Genomic DNA, 25,767 nt, shown 5'->3' with positions numbered 1-25,767 from the left:
CGGGAATGACGTATGGACGCCGAGGCGATATCCGAAGGGCAGACGAAGCGGCACTGGTTCGTTCAGGGCATGCGCGGGATCTGGAGCATTCCGGCGATCATGCTGATGCTGTCGTTCGTCGGCTTTGCCGCGTTCACGGCCGAGGGCGGCATTCCGGTGGAGCAGGTGATGTTCATGACCGGCATGGTCTGGGCGCTTCCAGCCAAGGTGATCCTCGTCGGCAGCATGCTGTCGGGCGCCAACATCGTCACCGCCTTCATCGCCGTCACGCTGTCGTCCGTCCGCATGATGCCGATGGTGGCCGCGCTCGTGCCGGAAATCCGCAACCGGAGGACCCCGACCTGGCTGATGCTCGTCCTGTCGCATTTCGTCGCGATCACCGCCTGGGTCTTCGCGATGGAGCGGGCGCACAAGATCCCGCGCGACGGGCGGGTCGCCTATTTCGCCGGCTTCAGCATCACGCTGACTTCGGCCAACATCATCCTCGTCGGCGTCGCCTATTTCCTGGTGACGCAGTTTCCGCCGCTGATCGGCGCGTGCCTGTTCTTCCTGACGCCGGTCTACTTCCTGACCTCGATCTGGGTGTCCGCACGCCACCGGGTGATCTACTGGGCGCTGGGGATCGGCCTGGTCCTCGGCGTCGTCTTCCATGAAGTCGCACCCGATTTCGACATCCTGCTTGCGGGCCTGGTCGGCGGCACGCTCGCCTGGTTCGGCGAGCGGCGCCTGCGGCTGCGGCAGAAGGGCGGGGTGTGACGATGGCCGACGCGCTCTGGCCCTATGTCTTCATCGTCGTCGCCGGCTGGCTTGCGACCGACATCTGGCGCTGGCTCGGCGTTGTCGCCGGCAACCGGATCGACGAGAATTCGGAGACAATGAACTGGGTGAGGGCGGTTGCCACCGCGCTCGTGGCGGCGGTCATCGCCAAGCTGATCGTCTATCCGACCGGCGAGCTGGAAGGTTCGCCGATCTGGCTGCGGGTCGGCGCGGTCGCGGCGGGGGCTGCCGCTTTCTTCGGTTTCAGGCGCCACCAGCTGCTCGGCATCGTCGTGGCGATCGGCACGCTTGCTGCGGGGCTCTATGTCCTCGGCACCTGAGGGGCCGGCGAACCGGCCCCGCCGACGGCCTTGGCCTTAACCGGCCAGGGCCTCACGCATCTTCTGCGCGTTCGCGGCAAGAACGCCCTGGTCCTCCATCGTGCCCGAATGCGGCTTGAGCGGCACGCCGTCGAAGCGCGGAATGATGTGGAAGTGCAGGTGGTAGATCGTCTGGCCGGAGGCCGGTTCGTTGAACTGGATGACGGTGACGCCGTCGGCGGCGAAGGCCTCCTTCGCGGCGATCGCGACCTTCTGGACGACGGGCATCACCCGCGACAGCGTTTGCGGGTCGGCATCGAGGATGTTGCGCGAGGGCGCCTTCGGAATGACGAGCGTATGGCCCGGTCCCTGCGGCATCACGTCCATGAAGGCCAGCGTGTCCTCGTCCTCGTAGATCTTGTGGGAGGGGATCTCTCCCCGGAGGATCTTGGCGAAGATGTTGCCCGGATCATAGGCGCTCATGATGGTCTCCTTCAAAGGTGCGGCCCGTCGGGCCGGAATCGATTGCAGCGGCACGGCGGCCGCGTCAGTCAGTCCTCGTCCGGCGGGCGCTCGCCGCCCTTGCGGAAGGGGCCGTGTTCGGCGAGCCATTCGCCCGTCTCGGCGACGTCCCGCCGTTCCCGCTCCAGATAGTCGGCCACGGCGCGGCGCAGGCCGGCATGGCTGATGTAGTGCGCCGAATGGGTCGTCACCGGCATGTAGCCGCGCGCCAGCTTGTGTTCTCCCTGCGCGCCGGCCTCGACGCGGGCGAGACCGCGCGCAATCGCGAAATCGATCGCCTGATGATAGCAGACCTCGAAATGCAGGTAGGGGTGATCCTCGATGCAGCCCCAGTGGCGGCCGAACAGGGCGTCGCCGCCGATGAAGTTGATGGCGCCGGCGACGTAGCGGCCGCCGCGCCGCGCCATGACGAGCAGCACGTCGTCCGCCATCCGCTCGCCGATCAGCGAATAGAACCTGCGCGTCAGGTAGGGACGTCCCCATTTGCGCCCGCCGGTGTCCATGTAGAAGGCGAAGAACTGGTCCCAGATGTCCTCGGTCAGGTCCTTGCCGGTCAGCCAGTCGATCTCGATGCCGTTCTCCAGGGCGGAGCGGCGTTCCTTCTTCAGTGCCTTGCGCTTGCGCGACGCCAGCGTCTGCAGGAAGTCGTCGTGCGAGCCGTAGCCGCAGTTCTGGAAGTGGAACTGCTGGTCGGTCCGGTGCAGGAAGCCGACGTCCTCGAGCGTCGGTATCTCGTCGACGGGGACGAAGGTGACGTGCGCCGAGGAGATGCCGTGCCGGCGCGTCAGTTCCTTCAACCCCGCGGCAAGCGCCTGGCGGATGGGCGCGGGATCGAGGTCGGCGCGGTGGAGCAGGCGCGGCCCGGTAGCCGGCGTAAACGGCACCGAGGCCTGGAGCTTCGGATAATAGTGTCCGCCGGCCCGCTCGAAGGCGTCGGCCCAGCCGTGGTCGAAGACGTATTCGCCCTGGCTGTGGTTCTTCAGGTAGGCGGGCAGCGCGCCGAGCAGCGTGCCGTCCTCCTGCTCGAGGAGGAGGTGCTGGCCGAGCCAGCCGGTGTCAGCCGTGGCCGATCCGGACTCCTCCAGCGCCGACAGATACGCATGGCTGACGAAGGGGTTGTAGGCAGCGCCCGCAAGCCCGCGCGCCGCGCCGGAAAGCTGCGCCCAACGCTCGGCCGGAATATCGGCGAAACTCTGGGCGATGCGGATCCGGTAGGTGTCGGCCATCGTCAGGCGACCAGCGTCTCGCGCGGATCGAACCCCTCGAAGGTCATCTGGTCGGCCTCCGCGAAGGTCTTCTCGACGGCCTGACGATCGCGCACCGTCCAGGTGATGATCGGGATCCCGGCCTTGCGCTCCTTGGTGATGAACGGGTTGGGCAGGTCGCCGTAGAAATAGGAGATGAAGTCGAGCCCGAGCTGCATCGCCTCCTCGTGCACGAAGAAGGTCTCAGGCTCGATGCCGCCGGCCGTCAGCCCGACCGGACGCGGGGCGCCGAGCTCCTTCAGTTCCTTCAGCAGCCAGTGGTCGAAGCTCATCAGGGCGATCGGTCCGTCGTAGTCCTCGATGATCTCCAGGACGCTCGCGACGAAACCCTCGTCGTCGTCCTTGCGGCCCTTCAATTCGATGACGAGCGGGACGCGGCCGGAGACGAGCTTCAGGAGCTGCGCAAGCGTGGGCACCTTGTCCTTCGTGCCGCCGATCGACAGCATGCCGAGCTCCACCGACGTCTTTGCGCGGACGTCGCCGGGAATGGCGCAGAGCCTGTCGAGCTTGTCGTCATGGAAGACGACCGGCACGCCGTCGGCGGCATATTGCAGGTCGCACTCTATGGCAAAGCCCGCCTCGACGGCGCGGGAGAACGCCGAAAGCGTGTTCTCCCAGACGGTGCGGTTCATGTCGTGATAGCCGCGATGGGCGATCGGCTGCGCGGTCAGCCAGGAAAGCTCTGCAGACGGCATCAGGCGATTTCCACGATCGCGTCGATCTCGACGGCGGCGTTCATCGGCAGCGCGGCCATGCCGACGGCGGCACGCGCATGCTTGCCGGCCTCGCCAAGCGCTGCGACCAGGAGGTTCGAGGCGCCGTTGATGACGAGGTGCTGCTCGACGAAGTCGGGTGCGGAGGCGACGAAGCCGTTGATCTTGATGATCCGCTTGATTCGCGAGAGGTCGCCGAGCGCGGCCTTGGCCTGGGCCAGGATGTTGACGGCGCAGAGCTCCGCCGCCTTCTGGCCGGTCTGGACGTCGACGTTCTTGCCGAGATGGCCGGTGACGGCGATCTTGCCGTCGGCCATCGGCAGCTGGCCGGAAATGTGCAGGACCTGACCGCTGATCACATAGGGAACGTAGTTTGCGGCCGGTGCGGCGGCCGTCGGGATGACGTAGCCCAGTTCCTTGACCCTGTTTTCGATTTCGGCGGACATGCTGTTCTCCATCCTGCGATCGCGCGACGGCGCCGCAACCCGCGGCCCGTCGCATGTAGCTGTGTCTCTTCGGCCGGCCCGTGCGAACTGTGCGCAGGCGTGCCGCCAAGATTGCGTTTTCTGTTACAATGCGGCATGCAATGCCTTGCGCCCCGCTCTTGCCGAATGTGTACTTATAACATCGCGGCCGAGTTCAACAGGAGGAAACGGATGTTTCGCTCAACCTTTGTCCCGGCATTCTGTACGGCGGCGTTCCTTGCAGCCATGCCGGCTGCTTCCGTCTCGGCAGCAGGACTGGCGCCGCACCGCGCCGTCTACGACCTGCAGCTCAAGGATGCGTCCGAGCGCTCCGGGATCGCCGGCATGTACGGCCGCATGGTCTATGAGTTCAACGGCAACGCCTGCGACGGCTACACCGTCAGCTTCCGCTTCGTCACCCAGATCAACACGGGTGAGGAGACGCGGCTGACCGACCAGCAGACGACCACCTACGAAGACCTGAAGAACCGGAGCTTCCGCTTCCTCACCCGCTCGTTCACCGACGAGAAGCTGGACAAGGAAGTGCGGGGCAACGCCAAGGACGAAAAGGACGGGGTCAACGTCGAACTGACGTCGCCGGACACGCGCGCGGTGGAACTGGCCGACAGCATCTTTCCGACCGAGCACATGCTGGAACTGATCGACCGGGCGAAGAAGGGCGAGCGCTTCTTCGAGGCGCGCATCTTCGACGGCTCGGATTCCGGCGACAAGACGCTGATGACCACCACGGTCCTCGGCAAGGAGGAAATGCCGGCCGGCGACGATCCCGACGCCGCGAAGGCGGGCTCCTTCGCCAAGCAGTCGTTCTGGCCCGTGACGATCGCCTACTACAACGACGACGCGACCGGCGACGCCCTGCCGATCTACAGGATGTCGTTCAAGCTCTACGAGAACGGCATCACCCGGGACCTGACCATGGACTACGGCGACTTCGTCCTCTCCGGCAAACTCGCCAACCTGGAGCTCTTCCAGCCGGGCGAATGCAAGTAGCATTCCGGGCTGCGCCCGCGTTTTTCGCGGCTTCGGGGTTGATTTCGAAGCCGACTGCGGTTAAGGGCAGCGCATTCCACACGTGAGGCATGGGGCTTTCCGGGAGAAATCCGGACGGTTCCGCCGGTGGCAGGGCCAACGGGTCCTGCTGTTCGCCTTGCGGAGGTTCAACCGGAAAAGGAGAAAAAGGCATGGCATTGCCTGATTTCAGCATGCGCCAGCTTCTGGAAGCTGGTGTTCACTTCGGCCACCAGACCCATCGCTGGAACCCGAAGATGAAGCCGTATATCTTCGGCGATCGTAGCAACGTCCACATCATCGACCTCGCGCAGACCGTGCCGCTGCTGCACCGCGCGCTGCAGGTCGTCAGCGACACCGTCGCCGGCGGTGGCCGCGTTCTCTTCGTCGGCACCAAGCGCCAGGCTTCGGAAATCATCGCCGACGCCGCCAAGCGTTCGGCCCAGTACTACGTCAACGCCCGCTGGCTCGGCGGCATGCTGACGAACTGGAAGACGATCTCCAACTCGATCCAGCGCCTGCGCAAGCTCGACGAGATCCTGGCCTCCGAAGCCTCCGGCTTCACCAAGAAGGAGCGCCTGAACCTCGAGCGCGAACGCGAGAAGCTCGACAAGGCACTCGGCGGCATCAAGGACATGGGCGGCACGCCGGACCTGATGTTCATCATCGACACCAACAAGGAGTCGATCGCCATCCAGGAAGCCAAGCGTCTCGGCATCCCGGTCGTCGCCATCATCGATTCGAACTGCGATCCGGATCCGATCGACTTCCCGATCCCGGGCAACGACGACGCTTCGCGCGCGATCGCGCTGTACTGCGACCTGGTGGCACGCGCCGCCATCGACGGCATCGCCCGCCAGCAGAGCTCTTCCGGTCGTGACCTCGGCGCAGCCGTGGAAGCTCCGGCCGAGCCGACCCTGGACGACGCCCAGGCCTGATAAGGCAGGGCGCGGCTCGTATGGACCGCGCCCGTTGAAGGATCTGGACAAGGCCGTTTGCCTCCAAGGGGGACCGAGCGGCCTTGTCAGTTTTGCCACAGATCAGCGCGCAATGCGCGCGATCATGAGGCGCGAGGGTCTTGATCCGTCATCACCCTGTCATGCGCACGGTGGATTGGCTGCCGCACGCGCTGCGCGTCCTAAGGGCGCCGCGAGAGTGCTGCCGAACTAATGAAATCGCGCAACAGCCGTGCGGAAGCCCTCCGGTTTCCGCCAGGCGAGGCGCAGAACCCGCAAAGAGGCGAGACGATGGAAATCACTGCAGCAATGGTGAAGGAACTGCGCGAAAAGTCCGGCGCAGGCATGATGGATTGCAAGAAGGCTCTCAACGAGACCAATGGCGACATGGAGGCCGCGATCGACTGGCTGCGCGCCAAGGGCATCGCCAAGGCCGACAAGAAGTCCGGCCGCACCGCAGCTGAAGGCCTGATCGGCATCGTCAGCGGCGGCGTCAAGGCCGTTGCCGTCGAGATCAACTCCGAAACCGACTTCGTCGCCCGCAACGAAGCCTTCCAGGAACTCGTCCGCGGCGTTGCCAACGTCGCGCTGACCACCGACGGCAGCGTCGAGGCGATCTCCAAGGCGACCTACCCGGCGACCGGCAAGAGCGTCGAAGATTCGATCAAGGACGCGATCGCGACGATCGGCGAGAACATGACGCTGCGTCGCTCCGCTCTGCTGAAGGTCGAGGACGGCGTCGTCGCCACCTACATCCACAACGCGGCCGGCGACGGCATCGGCAAGCTCGGCGTTCTCGTCGCGCTGAAGTCGATCGGCGACAAGGAAGTGCTCTATTCGGTCGGCCGCCAGGTCGCCATGCACATCGCTGCCACCAACCCGCTCGCCATTCGCGCCGAGGAAGTCGATCCGGCGGTCGCCGAGCGCGAACGCAACGTCTTCATCGAGCAGTCGCGCGCTTCCGGCAAGCCGGACAACATCATCGAGAAGATGGTCGAAGGCCGCATGCGCAAGTTCTTCGAGGAAGTCGCCCTGCTGTCGCAGGCCTTCGTCATGAACCCGGAGATCACGGTCGGCCAGGCGATCAAGGACGCCGAGAAGCTCGCCGGCGCCCCGATCGAAGTCACCGGCATGGCCCGCCTCCTGCTCGGCGAAGGCGTCGAGAAGGAAGAGAGCGATTTTGCAGCCGAAGTGGCTGCCGTCGCCAAGGGCTGATTTTCTTTACCCGATTTGGGAAAAGACCACGGACTTTGGAAAAGAAACAGGGCATCGCGTGACAACGCGGTGCCCTTCGTGTATCGGGCTCACGGCGAGGCCCAAGCTGTCTCGCGCGCTGCCGCGCGAGCGCCGGTAATGCCGCATTCGTCTCGCCGCGACGTCCAGTCCAACCACCAGGAGCGCCAATGTCCGCCAATCCGATCTACAAACGCGTTCTGCTGAAGGCCTCGGGCGAGGCATTGATGGGGTCGCAGGGCTTCGGCATCGACGTTGCCGTCGCCGACCGCATCGCCTCGGATATCGCCGAGGCGCGGTCGCTGGGGGTCGAGGTGGGTGTCGTCGTCGGCGGCGGCAACATCTTCCGCGGCGTCGCCGTCGCCTCCAAGGGCGGTGATCGCGTCACCGGCGACCACATGGGCATGCTGGCGACCGTCATCAACGCGCTGGCGCTCGCGACCTCGCTGCGCAAGCTCGACATCGACACCGTCGTCCTCTCCGCCATCGCCATGCCGGAAATCTGCGAGAGCTTCTCGCAGCGCGCCACGCTCGCCCACCTCGCGGCCGGCCGCGTGGTGATCTTCGCCGGCGGCACCGGCAATCCGTTCTTCACCACCGATTCCGCCGCAGCCCTCCGGGCTGCCGAGATCGGCGCCGAGGCGATCTTCAAGGGCACGCAGGTCGACGGCATCTATTCGGCGGACCCGAAGAAGTTCCCCGATGCGACCCGCTTCGACCGCCTGACGCACAAGGAAGTGCTGGAGCGGGGGCTGGCCGTGATGGACATCGCCGCCGTGGCGCTCGCCCGCGAGAACGCGATTCCGATCGTCGTCTTCTCCATTCACGAGAAGGGCGGTTTTGCACAAATATTGACCGGCGGCGGCCGCGGGACCATCGTATCCGACAATTGATTCCGAAGCGGCGCACAAGACGCGCCGTTTTCCTATAACGGGAGTTCCAAGCTATGAGTGAAGGTGTTGATCTGAAGGAACTGAAGCGCCGCATGGATGGTGCCGTTTCCGCGTTCAAGCACGATATCGCTTCGCTGCGCACCGGCCGCGCCTCGGCCAACGTCCTCGACCCGGTGACGGTGGAGGCCTATGGATCGCGGATGCCGCTGAACCAGGTTGCCAACATCACCGTGCCCGAGCCGCGCATGCTGGCTGTCTCGGTCTGGGACAAGCAGATGGTCGGCGCGGTCGATCGCGCGATCCGCGAGTCCAATCTCGGGTTGAACCCCATCGTCGATGGCCAGAACCTGCGCATTCCTCTGCCGGAACTGAACGAGGAGCGCCGCCGTTCGCTCGTCAAGATCGCCCACGACTATGCCGAGAAGGGCAAGGTGGCGATCCGGCACGTGCGCCGCGACGGCATGGACGACCTGAAAAAAGCCGAGAAGGATGGCGATATCGGCCAGGACATCAGCCGCAGCCAGTCCGAAAAAGTTCAAAAGATGACGGACGACATGATTTCCGAAGTCGATCGCTTGCTTGCCGAGAAGGAAAAGGAAATCATGCAGGTCTGAGCGCAGCCCTGTCCGATTTCCCGTCCTCTTACACGGATCGTCGATGACCCATCACGCTTTGAAGAACATTCCCCACCACGTTGCCATCATCATGGACGGCAACGGGCGCTGGGCCAATGTTCGCGGCCTGCCACGCAGCATGGGACATCGCAAGGGGGTGGAGGCCGTCCGCGAGGCGGTCCGCACCGCCGCCGATGCGGGTGTGGCCTACCTCACGCTCTTTGCCTTTTCGTCCGAGAACTGGAGCCGGCCGGAGAGCGAGGTCTCCGACCTCATGGGGCTCCTGAAGACCTTCATCCGTCGCGACCTTGCGACGCTGCACAAGGAAAACGTGCGGATCCGGGTCATCGGCGACCGCTCCAACCTGCGCGACGACATCCTGCCGCTGTTGCTGGAGGCGGAGGAGAAGACGCGGGACAATACGGCGATCACGCTGGTGATCGCCTTCAACTACGGCGCCCGCGACGAGATCGCCCGTGCGATGCGCTCGATTGCGGCTGACGTCTCGATCGGACTTGTCCACCCCGGGCAGGTCACGCCGGAGATGATCAGTGCGCGGCTCGACACCGCCGGCATTCCCGATCCGGACCTGATCATCCGCACCAGCGGGGAGGAGCGCCTGTCGAACTTCCTGCTCTGGCAGGCGGCTTATGCCGAGCTCATGTTCGTGCCCGAGTTCTGGCCGGACTTTTCGCGGGCGACATTCCTGCAGGCGCTAGCGAACTATGCCGGTCGTGAGCGTCGCTTCGGCGGCGTGCCGGCGCCGACACTGGCAGTGGGCTCGTGATGAGCACCGAGCTGCGGCTTCGCATCGTCTCAGGCCTGGTCCTCGCTGCCGTCGTTCTCGCCGCCACCTGGGCCGGCGGCCTGCCGTTCCGGCTGTTGGCGGCCCTGATCGCCCTCCTGGTCTATTATGAGTGGTCGACGATCACCCGCCTCGGCGAGGTCGACGTGCGGGGTAACGCGTTCGGCTGGGCCGCAACGGTGGCGGTCGCCGCCATGGTGGTGTTCGTCGAGGAGGAGCTGGCGCTCGTGACCCTTGCCGGCGCGGTGGTGCTGTCGGCGATCCATGCAATGGCGTTCAAGCGGAGCTTCTGGCTTGCGGGCGGCATCGCCTATGCGGGGCTGACCGCCCTTTCGCTCGCCGCCATCCGCGCCGACGACGCGACCGGCCTGATCGCGATGCTGTTCGTCTTTGCAGTCGTCTGGGCGACCGACATCCTGGCCTATTTCGTCGGCCGGGCGATCGGCGGCCCCAAGCTCGCCCCGCCGATCTCGCCGGGCAAGACCTGGTCCGGCGCGATCGGAGGCACCATTTCGGCCGTCATCGCGGGCAGCGTGCTGTATCTCTGCTTCTTCCCGAAGGTCGGGGTGTGGATCCCGCTGATCGCCTTCATCCTGTCGGTCTTCAGCCAGGTGGGGGACCTGTTCGAATCCTTCATCAAGCGCCGCTTCGGCGTCAAGGATTCCAGCCACCTGATCCCCGGTCACGGTGGTGTCATGGATCGGGTCGACGGTCTTGTTTTCGCCTGTTTCACGGCGTTTCTGCTGAGTCTGGCGGCAATGTTGTTGGGGCAGCAGTCCGCATCGACGGGCGCGTTTCTTCTTGGCCTTTGACGCCAGCCTTCCAGGGAGTCCATCGCAGATATGGAACTGTTGCAGCAAGTGTTCGGCCTCGTCACCGGGACGATCATTCCCTTCCTGGTCGTCCTGACCCTGATCGTCTTCATCCACGAAATGGGCCACTATCTCGCCGGGCGCTGGTGCGGCATCGGCATCACCGCCTTCTCCGTCGGATTCGGGCCCGAGATCGCCGGCTTCAACGACCGTCACGGGACGCGCTGGAAACTCTGCGCGATTCCGCTCGGCGGCTACGTCAAGTTCCACGGCGACGAGGATGCCGCCTCCACGCCGGACTACGGCAAGCTGGGGAACCTGAGCGAGGAGGAGCGCTCGCGGACGTTCCTGGGGGCTGCGCTGTGGAAGCGTGCGGTCACGGTTGCCGCCGGACCGATCGCCAACTTCGTGCTGGCGATTGCGATCTTCAGCGTGACGTTTGCGATCTATGGCCGGCAGGTGGCCGATCCGGTGGTCGCCGAGGTTCGCGAATCGAGCGCGGCTGCGGCCGCCGGAATTATGCCCGGAGACCTGCTCGTCTCCATCGACGGGACTGCGGTGCGTACCTTCGACGACGTCCGCCGCTATGTGAGCGTACGCCCGGAGGTGCCGATCGTCGTCACGATCCGGCGCAACGGCGAGGAGCGCGACCTGCGCATGGTGCCGCAGCGGACGGAACTGTCCGACCAGTTCGGCAACAAGATGGAGGTCGGCGTCATCGGTATCGTGACGACCGAGGCGATCGGCAATTTCCGCGTGGTGGAATACAGCCCGCTGCAGGCGATCGGGCAGGGCGCGCTGCAGAGCTGGTACATCGTCACCGGCACGTTCGACTATCTGGCGAACGTAGTCACCGGCCGCATGAAGGCCGATCAGATCGGCGGACCGATCCGGGTGGCGCAGGCCTCGGGGCAGATGGCGACCCTCGGTGTTGCCGCACTGCTGCAACTTGCAGCCGTTCTGTCTGTTTCCATTGGACTTTTGAACCTAATGCCCGTTCCGGTACTTGATGGGGGGCACTTGATGTTCTATGCGGTTGAAGCCCTTCGCGGACGGCCCGTCGGCCCGAGGACGCAGGAGATCGCCTTTCGTATCGGAATGGCGCTGATCCTGATGCTGACGGTGTTTGCAACCTGGAATGACACTTTCGGTAGGCTCGGGTAAGCCTGCGGGGGTATTGCAGGTGCCGGAAGCAGGGGCGGGGCAGGGGCGCCGCTAAGGTCCTGTTTACTGTATTTGAAGGCTTTAGTGACCTTAGGGCCACGGTTCGAATCGAAGTAAACAGAAATTAACGGGCGTGCTTGCTTGTATGGCAAAAGCGGTTAAAACGGCATCGTGACCGGAGTCGGGTTTTCGAGTTCGCCGCGGGACATTGAAACAAAGGTAAGTTGTGAAAATGAAAGCTGGTTCAAGATTTTTGAACGCGGTGTCTGCCGTTGCCCTTTCCACGAGCATGGTGGTGGCTGGTGGAGCAGCCGTCTCGCTCGTTGCCGTAAGTGCCGCAGAAGCCGCTGTCATCCAGCGTATCGATGTTCGTGGTGCCGATCGTGTGAGCGCTGAGACCGTTCGCTCCAATATCACGATCCAGCCGGGCAAGACCTTCAGCAATTCCGATATCGACGCTTCCGTGCGCCGGCTCTTTGCGACCGGCTATTTCTCCGATGTCCGCATCAGCGTTTCCGGCAGCACGCTCGTCGTCGTCGTCGACGAGAACCGCCTGATCAACCAGGTCGTCTTCAACGGTAACCGCAAGATCAAGGACGAGAAGCTTGCGGGCGTCGTCCGCTCGCAGTCGCTCGGCCCGTTCAGCGAGACGACCGTCGAAAGCGACATTCAGGCCATCAAGGATGCCTATGCCGCGATCGGCCGCAGCGATGCGACCGTGACGACGCAGACCTACGACGTCGGCAATGGCCGCGTGAACCTCGCCTTCGTCATCAACGAAGGCGATCGCACCAAGATCTCCGCGATCAACTTCGTCGGCAACAATGCCTACAGTGACGGTCGCCTGCGCTCGGTCGTCAATACCAAGAAGTCCGGCCCGCTGTCGTTCCTGTCGCGCAAGGACGTCTATGACGAGATGAAGCTGCGCGCCGACGAAGAGGCGCTGCGCCAGTTCTACTTCAACCACGGTTATGCCGACTTCCAGATCGTCTCCTCGGAAGCCGTTCTCGACGAGAGCACGAACGAGTACACGATCACCTTCACGATCGAGGAAGGCGAGCGCTACAAGTTCGGCGACGTCACGGTCGAATCGACCGTCGAAGGCGTCGATGCCGAGCAGCTGAAGGGTCTCGTCGAATCGCGCGCCGGCGACGTCTATCGCGCCAACGACGTTCAGGACTCGATGTCGCAGATCTCGCGTGTCGTGGCAGCGCGCGGCTATCCCTTTGCCCGCGTCACTCCGCGCGGCAACCGCGACTTCGCAAACCACACGATCGCGGTCGACTACCTCGTCGACCAGGGCGAGCGCGCCTATGTCGAGCGCATCGAGATCCGCGGCAACACCCGTACGCGTGACTTCGTCATCCGCCGCGAGTTCGACATCAGCGAAGGCGACGCCTTCAACCAGGAAGTCATCAACAGCGCCAAGCGGCGGCTGGACGCTCTCGGCTTCTTCTCGTCCGTCAACATCACGACCGCTCCGGGCAGCGCGCCCGACCGCGTCGTGCTCGTCGTGGATGTGCAGGACCAGTCGACGGGTACCTTCGGCGTCGGCGCCGGCTACACGACCGGCAGCGACGGCGGCTTCAAGCTCGAGGCATCGATCGAGGAAAAGAACTTCCTCGGGCGCGGCCAGTACATCCGCATCGCCGCCGGCGGCGGTTCGGATTCGCGAAACTACAGCCTCAACTTCACCGAGCCGTATTTCCTCGGCTACCGTCTGGCTGCGGGCTTCGACATCTTCAGCAACCAGGATGATTCCGAAGACTTCTACGATGTCGACAACAAGGGCTTCACGCTGCGCGTAACCGCGCCGATCACCGAGGATCTTTCGACGACGCTGCGCTACAACTACACCAAGTTGGACTACAGCACCGGCGTTGACGAGGAAGAAGACCTGGCGCGTGATCCGGAAGACCGCAAGCTGTCGCGTCCCTACTGGGATGCGGTCGACGGCAGCCCCTGGGTACGTTCGTCGATCTCGCATTCGATGACCTACGATACGCTGGATGACCGCAAGCTGCCGCGTGAAGGCATCTACGCGACCTTCACCCAGGAATTTGCAGGGATCGGCGGCGACTCCGATTTCTACAAGATCTACGGCAAGGCACGCTATTTCCAGACGCTGCTCGAAGATGCGGACGTGATCGGGTCGCTGTCGGCAGGTGCCGGCTACATGACCCCGACCAGCGGCGACCTGAACGTTTTCGACCAGTTCCAGCTCAACGCGAACGACCTTCGCGGCTTCGAGAGCGGCGGTATCGGTCCGCGCATGGCGAACGGCGACGAAATCGGCGGTACGACCTATTTCACGGTTTCGGCGGAAACGAGCTTCCCGCTTCCCTTCGTCGCGCGTGACGCCGGCTTCCGCGGCGCCTTCTTCGCCGACGCCGGCACGCTCTATGGCAACGACGTCGACATCGGCGACGACGAGGTCGAGGGCACGAGCATGTCCTGGCGTGCATCGGTCGGCGCCAGCCTGATCTGGTCTTCGCCGTTCGGTCCGCTGCGTGTCGACTACGCGATCCCGGTCGTGAAGGAAGACTTCGACGAAACGCAACGGTTCAAGTTCGGCATCTCGTCGACCTTCTGATCCACGCAGTCCAGAACTGCTGACAACGGACTGTTCTGGAGTCTATGCTGATGGAACACAACTGGTTCTTTCCGCCTCACGAGGGCGTTCGCCTGGATGACCTGGCGAATCGCCTTGGGGCGGAACTTCTCGATCCGGCGGCAGGGTCGCGGCTGGTGCGCAATGTATCGCCCGTCTACCGGGCGAAGGAGGGTGACCTGTGCTACCTCCTGTCGCGCAAGACGAAGGCCGAGCTAGAGACCTGCCAGGCCAGCGCCATTCTTTGCGATCCCTCGCTCGTTTCGCTCGTTCCGGCACATGTCACCGTCCTGCAGACGAAGCGGGCACACATGGCCTTCGCGCTCGCGGGCGAAATCCTGCAGCCGGGCGCGATGCGCCCCGCCCTGACCACGTCCGAGCCTGCCGGGATCTCGCCGCTCGCCTATGTCGATCCGACCGCGCGCCTGGAGGCCGGCGTCGTAGTCGAGCCGATGACGGTGATCGGCGCGAATGTCGAAATCGGCGAGGGTACGCGGATCGGCCCGGGCGTCACGATCGCCGCAGGGGTGCAGATCGGACGTGACTGTACGATTTCGGCCGGCGCCAGGATCCAGTGCGCGCTGATCGGCAACCGTGTCATCCTTCATCCGGGCGCCTGCATCGGGCAGGACGGCTTCGGCTATGGCCCGGGGCCGAAGGGCGGCATGATCAAGATCGTGCAGATCGGGCGCGTCATCATCCAGGACGACGTCGAGATCGGCGCCAATACCACAATCGACCGGGGCACGATGGACGACACCGTGATCGGCGAGGGGACCAAGATCGACAACCAGGTGCAGGTCGGGCACAACGTCCGGATCGGCCGCCATTGCGGCATCGTCAGCAAGGTCGGCATCGCCGGCAGCACGACGATCGGCGACGGTGTGATGATCGGCGGCGCCACCGGCGTGAACGGCCATATCACCATCGGCGACGGCGTCCAGATCGCCGCCATGAGCGGCGTGGTCGCCGACATCCCCCCCGGCCAGCGCTATGGCGGGATACCGGCGCGGCCGATGCGCGACTTCCTGCGCGACGTGGCCGAAATGACGATGCGGATAAACAATCGAAAGAAGACGGGTGACAAGGAATGAGCGAGGAAAAGAGGGAGGCCCTGGGCATCGCCGAGCTGAAGGAGATCCTGACGCTCCTGCCGCACCGCTATCCGTTCTTGCTGGTGGACAAGATCATCGAGATCGACGGCGATAATTCGGCGATCGGCATCAAGAACGTGACGGTCAACGAGCCGCAGTTCACCGGGCATTTTCCGGAACAGCCGATCATGCCGGGCGTGCTCCTGATCGAGGGCATGGCCCAGACCGCGGGCGCGATCTGCGCGCGCAAGACCGGCTCCGGTTCCAACCTCGTCTATTTCATGACGATCGACAACGCCCGTTTCCGCAAGCCGGTCATCCCCGGCGACCGGGTCGAGTACCATGTCGTCAAGCAAAAGCAGCGCGGGAATATCTGGAAGTTTCACTGCGACGCAAAAGTTGATGGGCAACTTGTCGCCGAAGCTGATATCGGCGCGATGATCGTCAACAAGGAAGACGCCTGAACATGATTGCAGCCAGTGCCAGGATCCATCCGCTGTCCGTCGTCGAAGACGGGGCGGTGATCGGGGAGAACGTCGTTGTCGGCCCCTTCTGTCATGTGGGGCCGCATGTCGTTCTCGGCGACGACGTCGAGCTCCTGACCCATGTCGTGGTCACCGGGCGCACGACCATCGGCCGCGGCACGCGCATCTTCCCGTCGGCCGTCATCGGCGGTGACCCGCAGAGTATCCATCACGGTGGCGAAGACACCACGCTGACGGTGGGCGAACGCAATACGATCCGCGAAGGCGTGACGATGAACACCGGCACCGCCGGCGGCGGCGGCAAGACCGTCGTCGGCGACGGCAACCTGTTCCTCGCCTATTCGCACATCGCCCACGACTGCATCCTCGGCAACAACATCATCCTGTCCAACAACGTCATGCTGGCCGGTCACGTGACGGTCGAGGACCGCGCCATCCTGGGCGGCGGCTCTGCGGTGCACCAGTTTGCGCGCGTCGGGCGACATGCCTTCGTCGGCGGCCTCTCGGCCGTGGCCTACGACGTCATCCCCTACGGCATGCTCAACGGCAATCCCGGCATCCTCGGCGGCATCAATGTCGTCGGCATGTCGCGGTCGGGGATGGACAAGGCGACGATCCATCGCGTCCGCCGCGCCTTCAAGGCGATCTTCGAGGGCGAGGGATCGATCCGCAACAACGCTGCGGCCATCCGCGAGGAGTATGCGGACTGCGTTCCGGTCATGCACATCCTCGACTTCATCGGCGCGGACAGCGATCGCGCGCTTTCCTCGCCGAACCGCGGCAAGGCCTGAACGGCATGGCGGAGCGCCGCCCCGAAGGCGCAGGGCGGCTGGCCATCATCGCCGGCGGCGGACTGCTGCCGGTGCATGTCGCCCGCGCCGCCAGGGTGCATGGCGAAGATCCCTTCATTCTCGCGCTTTCCAACGAGGCCGAGCAGGACTGGTCGGAGTTCGACCATGCCGGCGTCGGCGTCGGCGATTATGCCGGCATCAGCCGCATCTTTGCCAGCGAAGGCATCGATCGGGCCGTGCTGTCCGGTTCGGTCCGGCGACGGCCGGAGTGGCGTGACATCCGCCCCACCGTCAGGACCTTGATGCAGGTGCCGGGCATCGTGCGGACGCTGTTGACCGGCGGCGATGATACCGTGCTTAAGATGGTGATCCGGCTGATCGAGGCGAACGGCGTGCGCGTTGTCGGCGCCGACGAGATCGCACCCGAGCTTCTGGCTGCGGAAGGCCCGGTCGGCGCGGTCAGGCCGGACGAGGAGGCACAGCGCGACATCGCAGCGGCTTCTGCCGCAGCGCTGGCCCTCGGCTCGCTCGACGTCGGACAGGGTGCGGTTGCTGTGGGGGGCAGGGTGGTCGCGCTCGAGGGCGCGGAGGGCACCGATCTGATGCTGGAGCGGGTAGCAAGCCTCCGGCGCGACGGCCGCATCTCGCGCCGCCGCAAGGGCGTGCTGGTCAAGCTGTGCAAGCCCGACCAGGACCGCCGGGCCGATCTGCCGTCGATCGGACTCGGCACCGTGCGGCGGGCGGCCGAGGCCGGGCTTGCGGGCATCGCCTGCGAGGCGGGTCGCTCGCTGGTGCTCGACCGGGCGGCGCTCGTCGAAGAGGCCGACCGTGCCGGCCTCTTCGTGACAGGCATCCTGCCGCGCGCCGCAGGAGGGCACCGATGAGCCGACCGCTGAAACTGGCCGTCATCGCCGGCGAGGTTTCCGGCGATCTTCTGGGCGGCGATCTGGTCGCAGCGCTCCGCCGGCAATGGCCGGGCGAAATCGCGCTCTGCGGCGTCGGCGGCGAGGCGCTGCAGGCAGAGGGCCTGAAGTCCCTGTTCGACTATTCCGAACTCTCGATCATGGGGTTCTCGCAGGTCCTGGCGAAACTGCCGAAGCTGATCCGGCGGATCCGGGAGACCGCGTCTGCGATCGTTGCCGAAAGGCCGGATATGCTGGTCATCATCGACAGCCCGGATTTCACCCACCGCGTTGCCCGCAAGGTCCGCAGGCAGCTGCCGGATCTTCCGGTGGTCAACTATGTCTGCCCCAGCGTCTGGGCGTGGAAGGAGGAGCGCGCGCCGCGCATGCGAGCCTATGTCGACCACGTGCTCGCGGTGCTGCCGTTCGAGCCGGCGGTGATGGCGCGTCTGGGCGGGCCGCCGACCACCTATGTCGGGCACAGGCTGGCCGGTGATCCGGACGTGCAGGCGGTGCGGGCGAAGCAGTTGCAAAAGACCGCGCCGGCGCTCGACAGCGGCGAACAGCGCACCTGCCTGCTTCTGCCGGGCTCGCGTTCCGGCGAGATAACCCGGCTGTTGCCGGTCTTCAAGGACATGGTGGCCGAGCTTTCCGCCGGACCTGTGCCGTTCGCGTTCCGCCTGCCGACCGTTCCCCGACAGGCGGACCTGGTTCGCAGCCTGGTGGCCGATTGGCAGGTGAAGCCGGCCGTGACGGTCTCCAGTGCCGAGAAATGGCAGGCCTTTGGCGATGCCGACGTGGCGATCGCCGCCTCCGGTACGGTCCTGCTCGAACTGGCGCTGGCTCGGGTGCCGGTCGTGTCCTGCTACAAGGTCGACTGGATCGCCAAGCTGATGGCGAGCAAGATCAAGACCTGGACGGGGGCACTGCCCAATCTGATCGCCGACTATGCCGTGATCCCGGAATACCTGAACGAGATGGCCCGCCCCGGCAGCCTTGCCCGCTGGGCGGTCCGGCTCTCGCATGCGACGCTGCAGCGCCAGTCGATGCTGGAGGGGTTCGATCTCGTCCATGACCGCATGCAGGACGCGCGCGCGCCTGGCGACAAGGCGGCAGACGTGATCGTCACCCTGCTGAAAGAAAAAAAGCCCGGTCTGTTCTGACCGGGCTTTTTCTGATTTGTCGACCTCGTCTCAGCGCTTGGAGACCGGCACGTAGTCCCGCTTCGGTTCGCCGACATAGAGCTGGCGCGGGCGGCCGATGCGCTGTTCCGGATCCTCGATCATTTCGTTCCACTGCGCGATCCAGCCGACGGTACGCGCCAGCGCGAACAGCACGGTGAACATGGTGGTGGGGAAGCCGAGCGCCTTCAGCGTAATGCCCGAGTAGAAGTCGATGTTCGGATAGAGCTTCTTCTCGATGAAGTATTCATCGGTGAGCGCGATGCGCTCCAGCTCGATGGCGACCTCGAGCATCGGATCGTCCTTGATGCCGAGTTCGCCCAGGACCTCGTGCGTGGTCTTCTGCATGATGCGCGCACGCGGGTCGTAGTTCTTGTAGACGCGGTGACCGAAGCCCATGAGGCGGAACGGATCGTTCTTGTCCTTGGCGCGGGCGACGTATTCCGGGATCCGGTCGACGGTGCCGATCTCGGCCAGCATGTTGAGCGCAGCCTCGTTGGCGCCGCCGTGGGCCGGGCCCCAGAGGCAGGCGATGCCGGCGGCGATGCAGGCGAACGGATTGGCGCCGGAGGAGCCGGCCAGGCGCACCGTCGAGGTCGAGGCGTTCTGCTCGTGATCGGCGTGCAGGATGAAGATGCGGTCCATGGCGCGCGCCAGCACCGGATTGACCACATATTCCTCGCAAGGCACCGCGAAGCACATGCGCAGGAAGTTCGAGGCGTAGTCGAGATCGTTCTTCGGATAAACGAACGGCTGGCCGATGTGGTACTTGTAGGCCATCGCGGCGATCGTCGGCATCTTGGCGATCATCCGCAGCGAGGCGACCATGCGCTGGTGCGGATCGGTGATGTCGGTGGAGTCGTGGTAGAACGCCGACAGCGCGCCGACGCAGCCGCACATCACGGCCATGGGATGCGCGTCGCGGCGGAAGCCGGTGAAGAACCGCGACATCTGCTCGTGCACCATCGTGTGATGAGTGACGCGATAGTCGAAGTCGTCCTTCTGCGCCTTCGTCGGCAGTTCGCCGTACAGAAGCAGATAGCAGACTTCCAGGAAATCGCCGTGCTCGGCCAGTTGTTCGATCGGGTAGCCGCGGTGCAGCAGCACGCCTTCGTCACCGTCGATGTAGGTGATCTTGGATTCGCAGGAGGCCGTGGACGTGAAGCCGGGATCGTAGGTGAACGCGCCGGTCTGCTTGTAGAGCGTGCCGATATCCATGACCGAGGGCCCGATACTCCCGGTTCGCAGTGGCAACTCCACCGTCTTGTCACCGATTGTGACGTCCGCGCTCTTTCCCGTCATGAGGACCTCCATTGAATTAAGAGGGCACGGAGCGTGCCCGAACTTGGCGGTGCCGCTTTGCTAACCCATTTGCGACGCCCTGCCAAGCAGGACGAAAGGCATAGTTGTGCGATGCAAAATCGGACATTCCGGATGGCAATATCTACTCTTCCGCGCCAGTTGCAAGCAACTTGTGGGCGAGGCCGTGAAATTAGGGAGGGGGCATTCTTTCGCGGAATGCCGGCCAATCGGCCGCAAAATCGGGATTGCCTGACAAAATCTGAAGTTGCATTATCCGATGGTCTGACGCCGGGATCTTCGGGATGGGGGAGCGGACTGCCAGCGAGGTCGCACAACGGGCCGCAGCGCCGGAGGCTGCTTCGGCGACGACGCCGGCCGGGACCCTCGTCGCCCGGCCGTTTCCGGGCCTTTCCCGGCCGGCTTCCGGGCGGGCGATGGTGCTCCGGCTGGCCCCGGTGGCCGCCCGCGCACGATCGTCCTTCGCCGCGGCCTGGCAGCGGGAATGCGACTACGGCACGCCTTTCCTGTTCGTGCCCGTCGCGCTCGGGGCAGGGGGCTGGACATGGTACGCACTTCCCCGTGACCTCCCGCCGCTGCTGCTCGCAGCCATGCTGGTGGGAACCGTCATCCTGGCTGCCCGCTGGTGGCATCGTGGCGGCGTCCATTCCGTTGCGGCGCGCACCGGCTTTCTGTTCGTTGCCGGGCTGACGCTCGCGGCCATCGAGACGGCGCGGCTTTCGACCGTGCTGCTCGATCAGCCGGTGACGACCACACTTGCCGGACGCGTGCTGGCCGGCGAGGCGGACGACCGCGGGCGGATGCGCTATCGCATTTCTGTGCTCTCCACCGAGAAGCCGACGTTGCGCCGGCCGCCGGCCATCGTCAATCTCGTGGCGCGCAGCCGGCACGCGCCGATCTCGGTCGGGGAGGGCATCTCGGGGCGCGCGCGCCTCGGCCCGCCGTCGGGCGCAGCCTTGCCGGGATTGAACGACTTCGCCTTCGATGCATACTTCGCCGGTACCGGCGCGATCGGCTACTTCTATGGGAAGCCTGCAGCGACATCCTTGGCCGATGAGGACCGGGGGCGTTCCTGGCTTGCCGGCGCGCAGGAGACGATGGCAAGCTGGCGCGGGGCGCTGACGACGCGGATCCGCGACCGGATCGGCGGCGACGCAGGCGCCATCGCCGCCGCTCTCGTCACCGCCGAGCAGCGGGGGATCAGCCCGGCGACGGTCGAGGCGCTGCGCCAGGCGGGCCTTGCACATGTGCTGGCGATCTCCGGGTTGAACATGGTGCTGGCGGCCGGCACGTTCCTGGTCGGGGCGCGCCTGGCGCTGGTTCTTCTGCCCGGCGCGGCCGAGCGGTACCCGATCAAGAAGGTCGCCGCGGCAGGCGGTCTCGTCACCGTCACCCTCTACATCCTGATCTCCGGGGGCGCCGTCTCGGCCGTCCGTTCCTGGCTGATGATCGTCATCATGCTGCTCGCCGTCCTCGTCGATCGCTCCGCCATCAGCCTGAGAAACATCGCCCTGTCGGCGATCGTCATCCTGTCGGTCACGCCCTCGGCCGTCACCGGTCCCGGCTTCCAGATGTCCTATGCCGCGACCCTCGGGCTCGTGGCCGGCTATGCCGCCTGGCGGGACCGGGGTGCCACCGGCGACCGACCGGCCGCACGCGGTCGGCGGCTGACGCGGCACGCGAGCGGATTCGTCGCCGGCCTGCTGCTCACTTCCGTGATCGGCGGCCTTGCCACGCTCGCCTATTCCGTCGGTCACTTCCATCGGATTCCCGCCTACGGGCTTGCCGGCAATCTGCTCGCCATGCCGATCATCTCCCTCGTGGTGATGCCGATGGGGGTCGTCGCCATGCTGCTGATGCCGTTCGGCCTCGAAGGCATTCCCCTCGAGGTGATGGGAATGGGCATCGAAGCCATCATCGCCCTGGCGCATCTCGTGTCCGGTTGGGGCGGCGAGATCGTCACCGGACGCCTGCCGCCGCTTTCCTTCGCCCTCCTGGCCGCGGGTGGGGCGATCGCCTGCCTGTTCCGGACACAGATCGCAGCACTCGCCCTCCTGCCGCTCGTCGCAGGCGCCGGTCTGGCTTTCTTCCCGCCCGCACAGCCGGCGCCGCAAGTGCTGGTGTCCGAGGACGGAACGCTGGTGGCGCTCGTCCACGACCGTGAGGCTGCGACCAATCGCCGGCAGCCCCCGGGCTTCATCTACGATCAATGGCGGTATGCGCTTCGGCTTAAGGAACACCGGGCGCCTGCGACACTCGAAAGCGGGGAACGCGAGCGTGGGGGTATTGCAAGCTCAACAGCGGGCGGCCGAGCCACGGGGCCAACCGGTCGACAGGGCGACGGGCGATCGGTCGGTGGGCAATCGCCTGACAGGCAATCGGGTAACGGTAGATTGCGTGACGGGCAACTAGGCGAGGACAACTCCATATCGCCGCCCGAGGCTGCGGCATCCGGCCCCGGGGTCTCCGGGCGGTCTCCGGCCGGGGCCGGCACGATGGGCGGGGCGTTCGACGCGGCCTTCTCCCTGGCGGCCGCGCAGAAGCGCTTCGTCTGCCGCCGGCAGGCGTGGTGTGCCGGCGTCGCTGCCGCCGGCTGGCGGGTGATCTGGCTGGAGGATCCGATCCACCTGGCCGCGGCATGCGACAGCGCCGATATCGTGATTGCCCCGCGCCATCGCGGCGGACGCGCCTGCAGCAACGGAACCCCGTTGATCGGCCGGCAAAACCTGCGCCTGACCGGCGCCCTGGAGATCGCATCGACGGGCCCTGGTGGCGGGGCAGGGCGCGACATGTCCATCACGCCGGCCGTCGTCCAGATCCACCGCCCCTGGAACCGCCATCGCCTCTACGACTGGCGCTCCGACAGCTTCTGGGATCCGGACCGAACCCGCGGCGTCAATGATAGCGACGAATGAGACCGACCAGCTTGCCCTGGATCTTGACGCGATCGGGGCCGAAAATCCGCGTCTCGTAGGCCGGGTTGGCAGCCTCCAGCGCGATCGAGGCGCCCTTGCGGCGAAAGCGCTTGAGGGTCGCCTCCTCGTCGTCGACGAGCGCCACCACGATATCGCCGGGGTTGGCCGTTCCGGCATTGCGGATGATCACCGTATCGCCGTCGAGGATGCCCGCCTCGATCATCGAGTCACCCCGAACCTCCAGCGCGTAGTGCTCGCCGCCGCCCAGCATTTCCGCCGGCACGGAGATATCGTGGGTGTTGTTCTGGATGGCGGAGATCGGCACGCCGGCGGCGATCCGGCCCATCACCGGCACGGCAACGGAGCTCTCCGATGCCGGAGCCTGCGGCCGTTCCGGCGCCGGCTTTTCCTTGCCGAGGCTGCCTTCGATGACGGAGGGCGAGAAGCCGCGCCGCGCCTTCAGGCTAGGCGAATAGGCCTCCGGCAGCTTGATGACCTCCAGCGCGCGGGCGCGATTGGGCAACCTGCGGATGAAGCCGCGCTCCTCGAGTGCGGTGATGAGCCGATGGATGCCGGACTTCGACGCCAGGTCGAGCGCATCCTTCATCTCGTCGAACGACGGCGGAATTCCCGTCTCCTTCATCCGCTCGTGGATGAAGAGAAGCAGTTCCTGTTGCTTGCGGGTCAGCATGGCTCGTCACCCAGAATCGTGAAACAAATACGGAACAAACACTATCTGTTCCATTTGTGTTCCGCAAGTGGCTAAAATTCAGTGAATTCGACGCTCCGGACAGGCCATGTGGTGGGACGTTGACGGCCGCTGGCGAACGGCTATAAAGTCGCTGTGCGCCGCTCTGGGGTGTACAAGGCACCCGATGCCGACACAACTTGTCGCGCCGGGCCAATGGAAGAGTGTCCGAGTGGTTTAGGGAACCGGTCTTGAAATTCTATTTCGCCGGTCACTACTCATCCCAATTGATCCCAAAAACTCCCGTTTTTTCAGTGCATTGACGCCTATCTCGTATCGGCCCATACGGAATGATACGTGAACGTGCTACGGAGTTGAGTTGCAAAGATCGTAGCGGTGTGTTCTCTTTTCGTTCTTCAGCTGGCTACCAAGGTAACTCGACCGGAAGGAGACCGTTATAGGTGCGGCCAACTATGTCAGAGAAATGGAAATGGAGCAGTCCGCCGGCTCCGGCGGATCGCGCACCTCGAATCCGCCGGCCGGCGTGGACTGGTTAGTTCCACCACGCATAAACGGCACCGCGATGAATTCGTCGCTACTGAATGGCGAGCTGCCTGCGAAGTGTTGCGACAGGTATGCAGAGAAGCGGTGCTGGCAACCTTCCAAAGGATCCCCGATTAATAGATGTGACGCGCTCTTTCAAATTATCATGCTTGCCACAGAATACATCCAATGCTTGAAGAGCAAGTTGTTAAAGAATTGATTTTGTGCCATGATATAAAGTTGAAAGAAAATGGAGGGGGCAATGTGGAGAACTCGCATAGGTCCAATCAGTGGCGTTATTGCCTTGCTCCTGGTATTTTGGTTGGTTCCTGAAGTCGAATCGTATTTTGACGAACCTGCCGATGCGTCGCAGAACGATTGTGGCAAGAGGGGGCAGGCCGAAGACCCAATTTATAAGCCGCGGCCCTACTACGAGGGCAAGGTTCTCAATATTCGACTCACGGACGAGGGTAGCTTTGTCGACCGGTGTGAACTCACCAATGTTCTATTTGAGTTAAACTGGGATAGACCGAGACGGGCAGATAACGAGCCTCGTCCTATTGAGAGTTCCCACGCCACATCGTTGCCAAAGCTCGTCATTCTATACATTCATGGTTGGAAGCACGATGTCTCTGCGAGCGACTCCGACTATATTAATTTCCAAAATCTGATCACAAAACTCTCAGCCTCCAATCTCGGCGGAAAGCAGGTCCTTGGCATTTACGTTGGATGGAACGCTAAATCGAAGATTCCTCCTTTTGATCGTTTCCCGCTAGACAACATTACATTCTGGTCAAAGCAAACCATTGCTGACAGAATCGCTCAATCCGGGTCCGTATCCAAAATTGTCGGAGCAATTAGTTCGGTGCTGTCCGACAAATATTCCTCTGAAAATCAATTCATCGCGATCGGTCACAGTTTTGGATCAAGAATACTATTCTCCGCCACCAGTCAATCTTTTATATATAACGTCGCCAAGGCCCATCCTGGCTATCAGGGTGGTAGGTATGAATTGATCTCTGGCATCGCAAACGCCGTTATACTCCTAAATCCGGCCTTTGAGGCTTCTCGCTACGTTGCATTGGATGCAACTACTCGGTCCAAAGAGCGATTTTCGGATGCTCAGCAGCCTCTATTACTATCCGTTTCATCCGATGGAGATTGGGCGACGAGGTTTGCATTTCCAGCGGGACAGTGGCTCGCCCTTTACCGGGCAGAGACCCAGCGGACCACAATAGGTAATTTTCCAGATTTTAAAACACACACACTGGAACTGGCCGGCACTGGTATTTGTGAGCGCGCGGAAACTGATGGACTGTCTGAGCATTTCATCGCCGGGGGGCTATGCCTTTCTCGCGATAGTGTACCAAACAATCAGGACCAAGTAATTCAGGAGAGAAATCCTTTCCTAATTGCTCGCACTACGTCGGAGATCATCCAAAATCATAATGACGTCTGGAATGAGAGATTCTCCATGTGGCTCTTTGCATACATAAAAGAACTTGGGGATCAACAACGCCCGCGCCGGATGTGAACCGGAGCTTGCCATGAGGGGCGGCGCCTAGCTCTTGAATTTTCGGTCCCATTTTTCCGCAAGCTGCTCGGTCAGGGTCCAGATGTGATCCATACCCCAGCTCTGCTCATTGCCGGCATTCTGCTGGCGATGATGAGCGCGGTCGGGTGAACCGCAC

At 64.1% G+C, this 25,767-nt stretch carries 24 protein-coding genes; 18 read left to right on the top strand and 6 right to left on the bottom strand.

Going from position 1 to position 25,767, the window contains the following annotated elements; translation table 11 throughout:
- The first annotated feature begins 12 nt into the window (after positions 1-12).
- Complete coding sequence (locus tag P0086_RS16120) at positions 13-756, top strand: AzlC family ABC transporter permease (RefSeq protein ID WP_275787325.1); 744 nt, start codon at positions 13-15, stop codon at positions 754-756.
- Positions 757-758: 2 nt separating this feature from the next.
- On the top strand, positions 759-1,097 hold the full coding sequence (locus P0086_RS16115) for an AzlD domain-containing protein (protein ID WP_148178924.1): 339 nt from the start codon (positions 759-761) through the stop codon (positions 1,095-1,097).
- Positions 1,098-1,133: 36 nt separating this feature from the next.
- On the opposite strand, the gene P0086_RS16110 is transcribed toward P0086_RS16115, so the two are convergent.
- From P0086_RS16110 to P0086_RS16095, 4 genes are all read right to left on the bottom strand, one after another.
- Entirely contained in the window at positions 1,134-1,559 is a 426-nt protein-coding gene (locus P0086_RS16110) for an HIT family protein (protein WP_148178845.1), read from the bottom strand.
- A 68-nt stretch (positions 1,560-1,627) separates the two neighbouring features.
- Positions 1,628-2,824 carry a GNAT family N-acetyltransferase gene (locus P0086_RS16105; RefSeq protein WP_275787321.1) on the bottom strand — a complete coding sequence of 399 codons (1,197 nt, stop codon included), beginning with the start codon at positions 2,822-2,824 and terminating at the stop codon, positions 1,628-1,630.
- A 2-nt stretch (positions 2,825-2,826) separates the two neighbouring features.
- A complete protein-coding gene (locus tag P0086_RS16100; protein ID WP_275787319.1) occupies positions 2,827-3,558 on the bottom strand; it encodes a glycerophosphodiester phosphodiesterase in 732 nt (243 codons plus the stop codon).
- Positions 3,558-4,022: a RidA family protein gene (locus tag P0086_RS16095; protein ID WP_275787317.1), complete on the bottom strand. Its 465-nt coding sequence runs from the start codon at positions 4,020-4,022 to the stop codon at positions 3,558-3,560. The genes P0086_RS16100 and P0086_RS16095 overlap by 1 nt, the downstream gene beginning before the upstream one ends.
- A gap of 210 nt (positions 4,023-4,232) precedes the next feature.
- Between P0086_RS16095 and P0086_RS16090 the strand changes: the two genes are divergently transcribed.
- The 14 genes from P0086_RS16090 (at position 4,233) to lpxB (ending at position 18,592) form a co-directional block, all read left to right on the top strand.
- On the top strand, positions 4,233-5,051 hold the full coding sequence (locus P0086_RS16090; protein ID WP_112598920.1) for a cell envelope integrity EipB family protein: 819 nt from the start codon (positions 4,233-4,235) through the stop codon (positions 5,049-5,051).
- Positions 5,052-5,242: 191 nt separating this feature from the next.
- Positions 5,243-6,007 carry a 30S ribosomal protein S2 gene (gene rpsB / locus P0086_RS16085; protein WP_112598918.1) on the top strand — a complete coding sequence of 255 codons (765 nt, stop codon included), beginning with the start codon at positions 5,243-5,245 and terminating at the stop codon, positions 6,005-6,007.
- A gap of 309 nt (positions 6,008-6,316) precedes the next feature.
- Complete coding sequence (gene tsf, locus P0086_RS16080) at positions 6,317-7,240, top strand: translation elongation factor Ts (RefSeq protein WP_112598916.1); 924 nt, start codon at positions 6,317-6,319, stop codon at positions 7,238-7,240.
- A gap of 188 nt (positions 7,241-7,428) precedes the next feature.
- Positions 7,429-8,151: a UMP kinase gene (gene pyrH / locus P0086_RS16075; protein ID WP_112610983.1), complete on the top strand. Its 723-nt coding sequence runs from the start codon at positions 7,429-7,431 to the stop codon at positions 8,149-8,151.
- A gap of 53 nt (positions 8,152-8,204) precedes the next feature.
- The gene (gene frr / locus P0086_RS16070; protein WP_112598913.1) at positions 8,205-8,765 is read left to right on the top strand and encodes a ribosome recycling factor; all 561 of its coding nucleotides are present in this window, start codon (positions 8,205-8,207) and stop codon (positions 8,763-8,765) included.
- Between the two features lie 43 nt (positions 8,766-8,808).
- Positions 8,809-9,552: an isoprenyl transferase gene (locus P0086_RS16065; RefSeq protein ID WP_112598911.1), complete on the top strand. Its 744-nt coding sequence runs from the start codon at positions 8,809-8,811 to the stop codon at positions 9,550-9,552.
- On the top strand, positions 9,552-10,382 hold the full coding sequence (locus tag P0086_RS16060) for a phosphatidate cytidylyltransferase (RefSeq protein ID WP_275787313.1): 831 nt from the start codon (positions 9,552-9,554) through the stop codon (positions 10,380-10,382). Before P0086_RS16065 ends, P0086_RS16060 begins: the two co-directional genes overlap by 1 nt.
- A 30-nt stretch (positions 10,383-10,412) precedes the next feature.
- Positions 10,413-11,546, top strand: coding sequence for an RIP metalloprotease RseP (gene rseP, locus P0086_RS16055; RefSeq protein WP_275787312.1), 1,134 nt, complete (start codon positions 10,413-10,415; stop codon positions 11,544-11,546).
- A gap of 232 nt (positions 11,547-11,778) precedes the next feature.
- Positions 11,779-14,139 carry an outer membrane protein assembly factor BamA gene (gene bamA / locus P0086_RS16050; protein WP_275787310.1) on the top strand — a complete coding sequence of 787 codons (2,361 nt, stop codon included), beginning with the start codon at positions 11,779-11,781 and terminating at the stop codon, positions 14,137-14,139.
- 50 nt (positions 14,140-14,189) lie between these two features.
- Complete coding sequence (gene lpxD, locus P0086_RS16045) at positions 14,190-15,251, top strand: UDP-3-O-(3-hydroxymyristoyl)glucosamine N-acyltransferase (protein WP_148152097.1); 1,062 nt, start codon at positions 14,190-14,192, stop codon at positions 15,249-15,251.
- Positions 15,248-15,715: a 3-hydroxyacyl-ACP dehydratase FabZ gene (gene fabZ / locus P0086_RS16040; RefSeq protein WP_112598905.1), complete on the top strand. Its 468-nt coding sequence runs from the start codon at positions 15,248-15,250 to the stop codon at positions 15,713-15,715. The genes lpxD and fabZ overlap by 4 nt, the downstream gene beginning before the upstream one ends.
- Entirely contained in the window at positions 15,712-16,527 is an 816-nt protein-coding gene (gene lpxA / locus P0086_RS16035) for an acyl-ACP--UDP-N-acetylglucosamine O-acyltransferase (protein WP_162702422.1), read from the top strand. The genes fabZ and lpxA overlap by 4 nt, the downstream gene beginning before the upstream one ends.
- Before the next feature lie 5 nt (positions 16,528-16,532).
- The gene (lpxI, locus tag P0086_RS16030) at positions 16,533-17,411 is read left to right on the top strand and encodes a UDP-2,3-diacylglucosamine diphosphatase LpxI (RefSeq protein WP_275787306.1); all 879 of its coding nucleotides are present in this window, start codon (positions 16,533-16,535) and stop codon (positions 17,409-17,411) included.
- Positions 17,408-18,592, top strand: coding sequence for a lipid-A-disaccharide synthase (gene lpxB / locus P0086_RS16025; protein WP_275787305.1), 1,185 nt, complete (start codon positions 17,408-17,410; stop codon positions 18,590-18,592). The genes lpxI and lpxB overlap by 4 nt, the downstream gene beginning before the upstream one ends.
- 30 nt (positions 18,593-18,622) lie before the next feature.
- On the opposite strand, the gene gltA is transcribed toward lpxB, so the two are convergent.
- The gene (gene gltA / locus P0086_RS16020; RefSeq protein WP_112598897.1) at positions 18,623-19,912 is read right to left on the bottom strand and encodes a citrate synthase; all 1,290 of its coding nucleotides are present in this window, start codon (positions 19,910-19,912) and stop codon (positions 18,623-18,625) included.
- 302 nt (positions 19,913-20,214) lie between these two features.
- On the opposite strand from gltA, the gene P0086_RS16015 reads away from it, so the two are divergent.
- On the top strand, positions 20,215-22,845 hold the full coding sequence (locus P0086_RS16015) for a ComEC/Rec2 family competence protein (RefSeq protein WP_275787303.1): 2,631 nt from the start codon (positions 20,215-20,217) through the stop codon (positions 22,843-22,845).
- Here P0086_RS16015 and lexA read toward each other — a convergent pair.
- Positions 22,826-23,536, bottom strand: a complete 711-nt coding sequence (lexA, locus tag P0086_RS16010) for a transcriptional repressor LexA (protein ID WP_112599731.1) — start codon at positions 23,534-23,536, stop codon at positions 22,826-22,828. The two genes, P0086_RS16015 and lexA, sit on opposite strands and share 20 nt — an antisense overlap.
- Before the next feature lie 802 nt (positions 23,537-24,338).
- On the opposite strand from lexA, the gene P0086_RS16005 reads away from it, so the two are divergent.
- Entirely contained in the window at positions 24,339-25,610 is a 1,272-nt protein-coding gene (locus tag P0086_RS16005) for a hypothetical protein (RefSeq protein WP_275787301.1), read from the top strand.
- Positions 25,611-25,767 lie beyond the last annotated feature (157 nt).

This window comes from Mycoplana sp. MJR14, assembly GCF_029210525.1.
Lineage (GTDB): Bacteria > Pseudomonadota > Alphaproteobacteria > Rhizobiales > Rhizobiaceae > Mycoplana.
The sequence above is the reverse complement of the archived record's forward strand: the minus strand, read 5'-3'. Positions and strand labels throughout refer to the sequence as shown.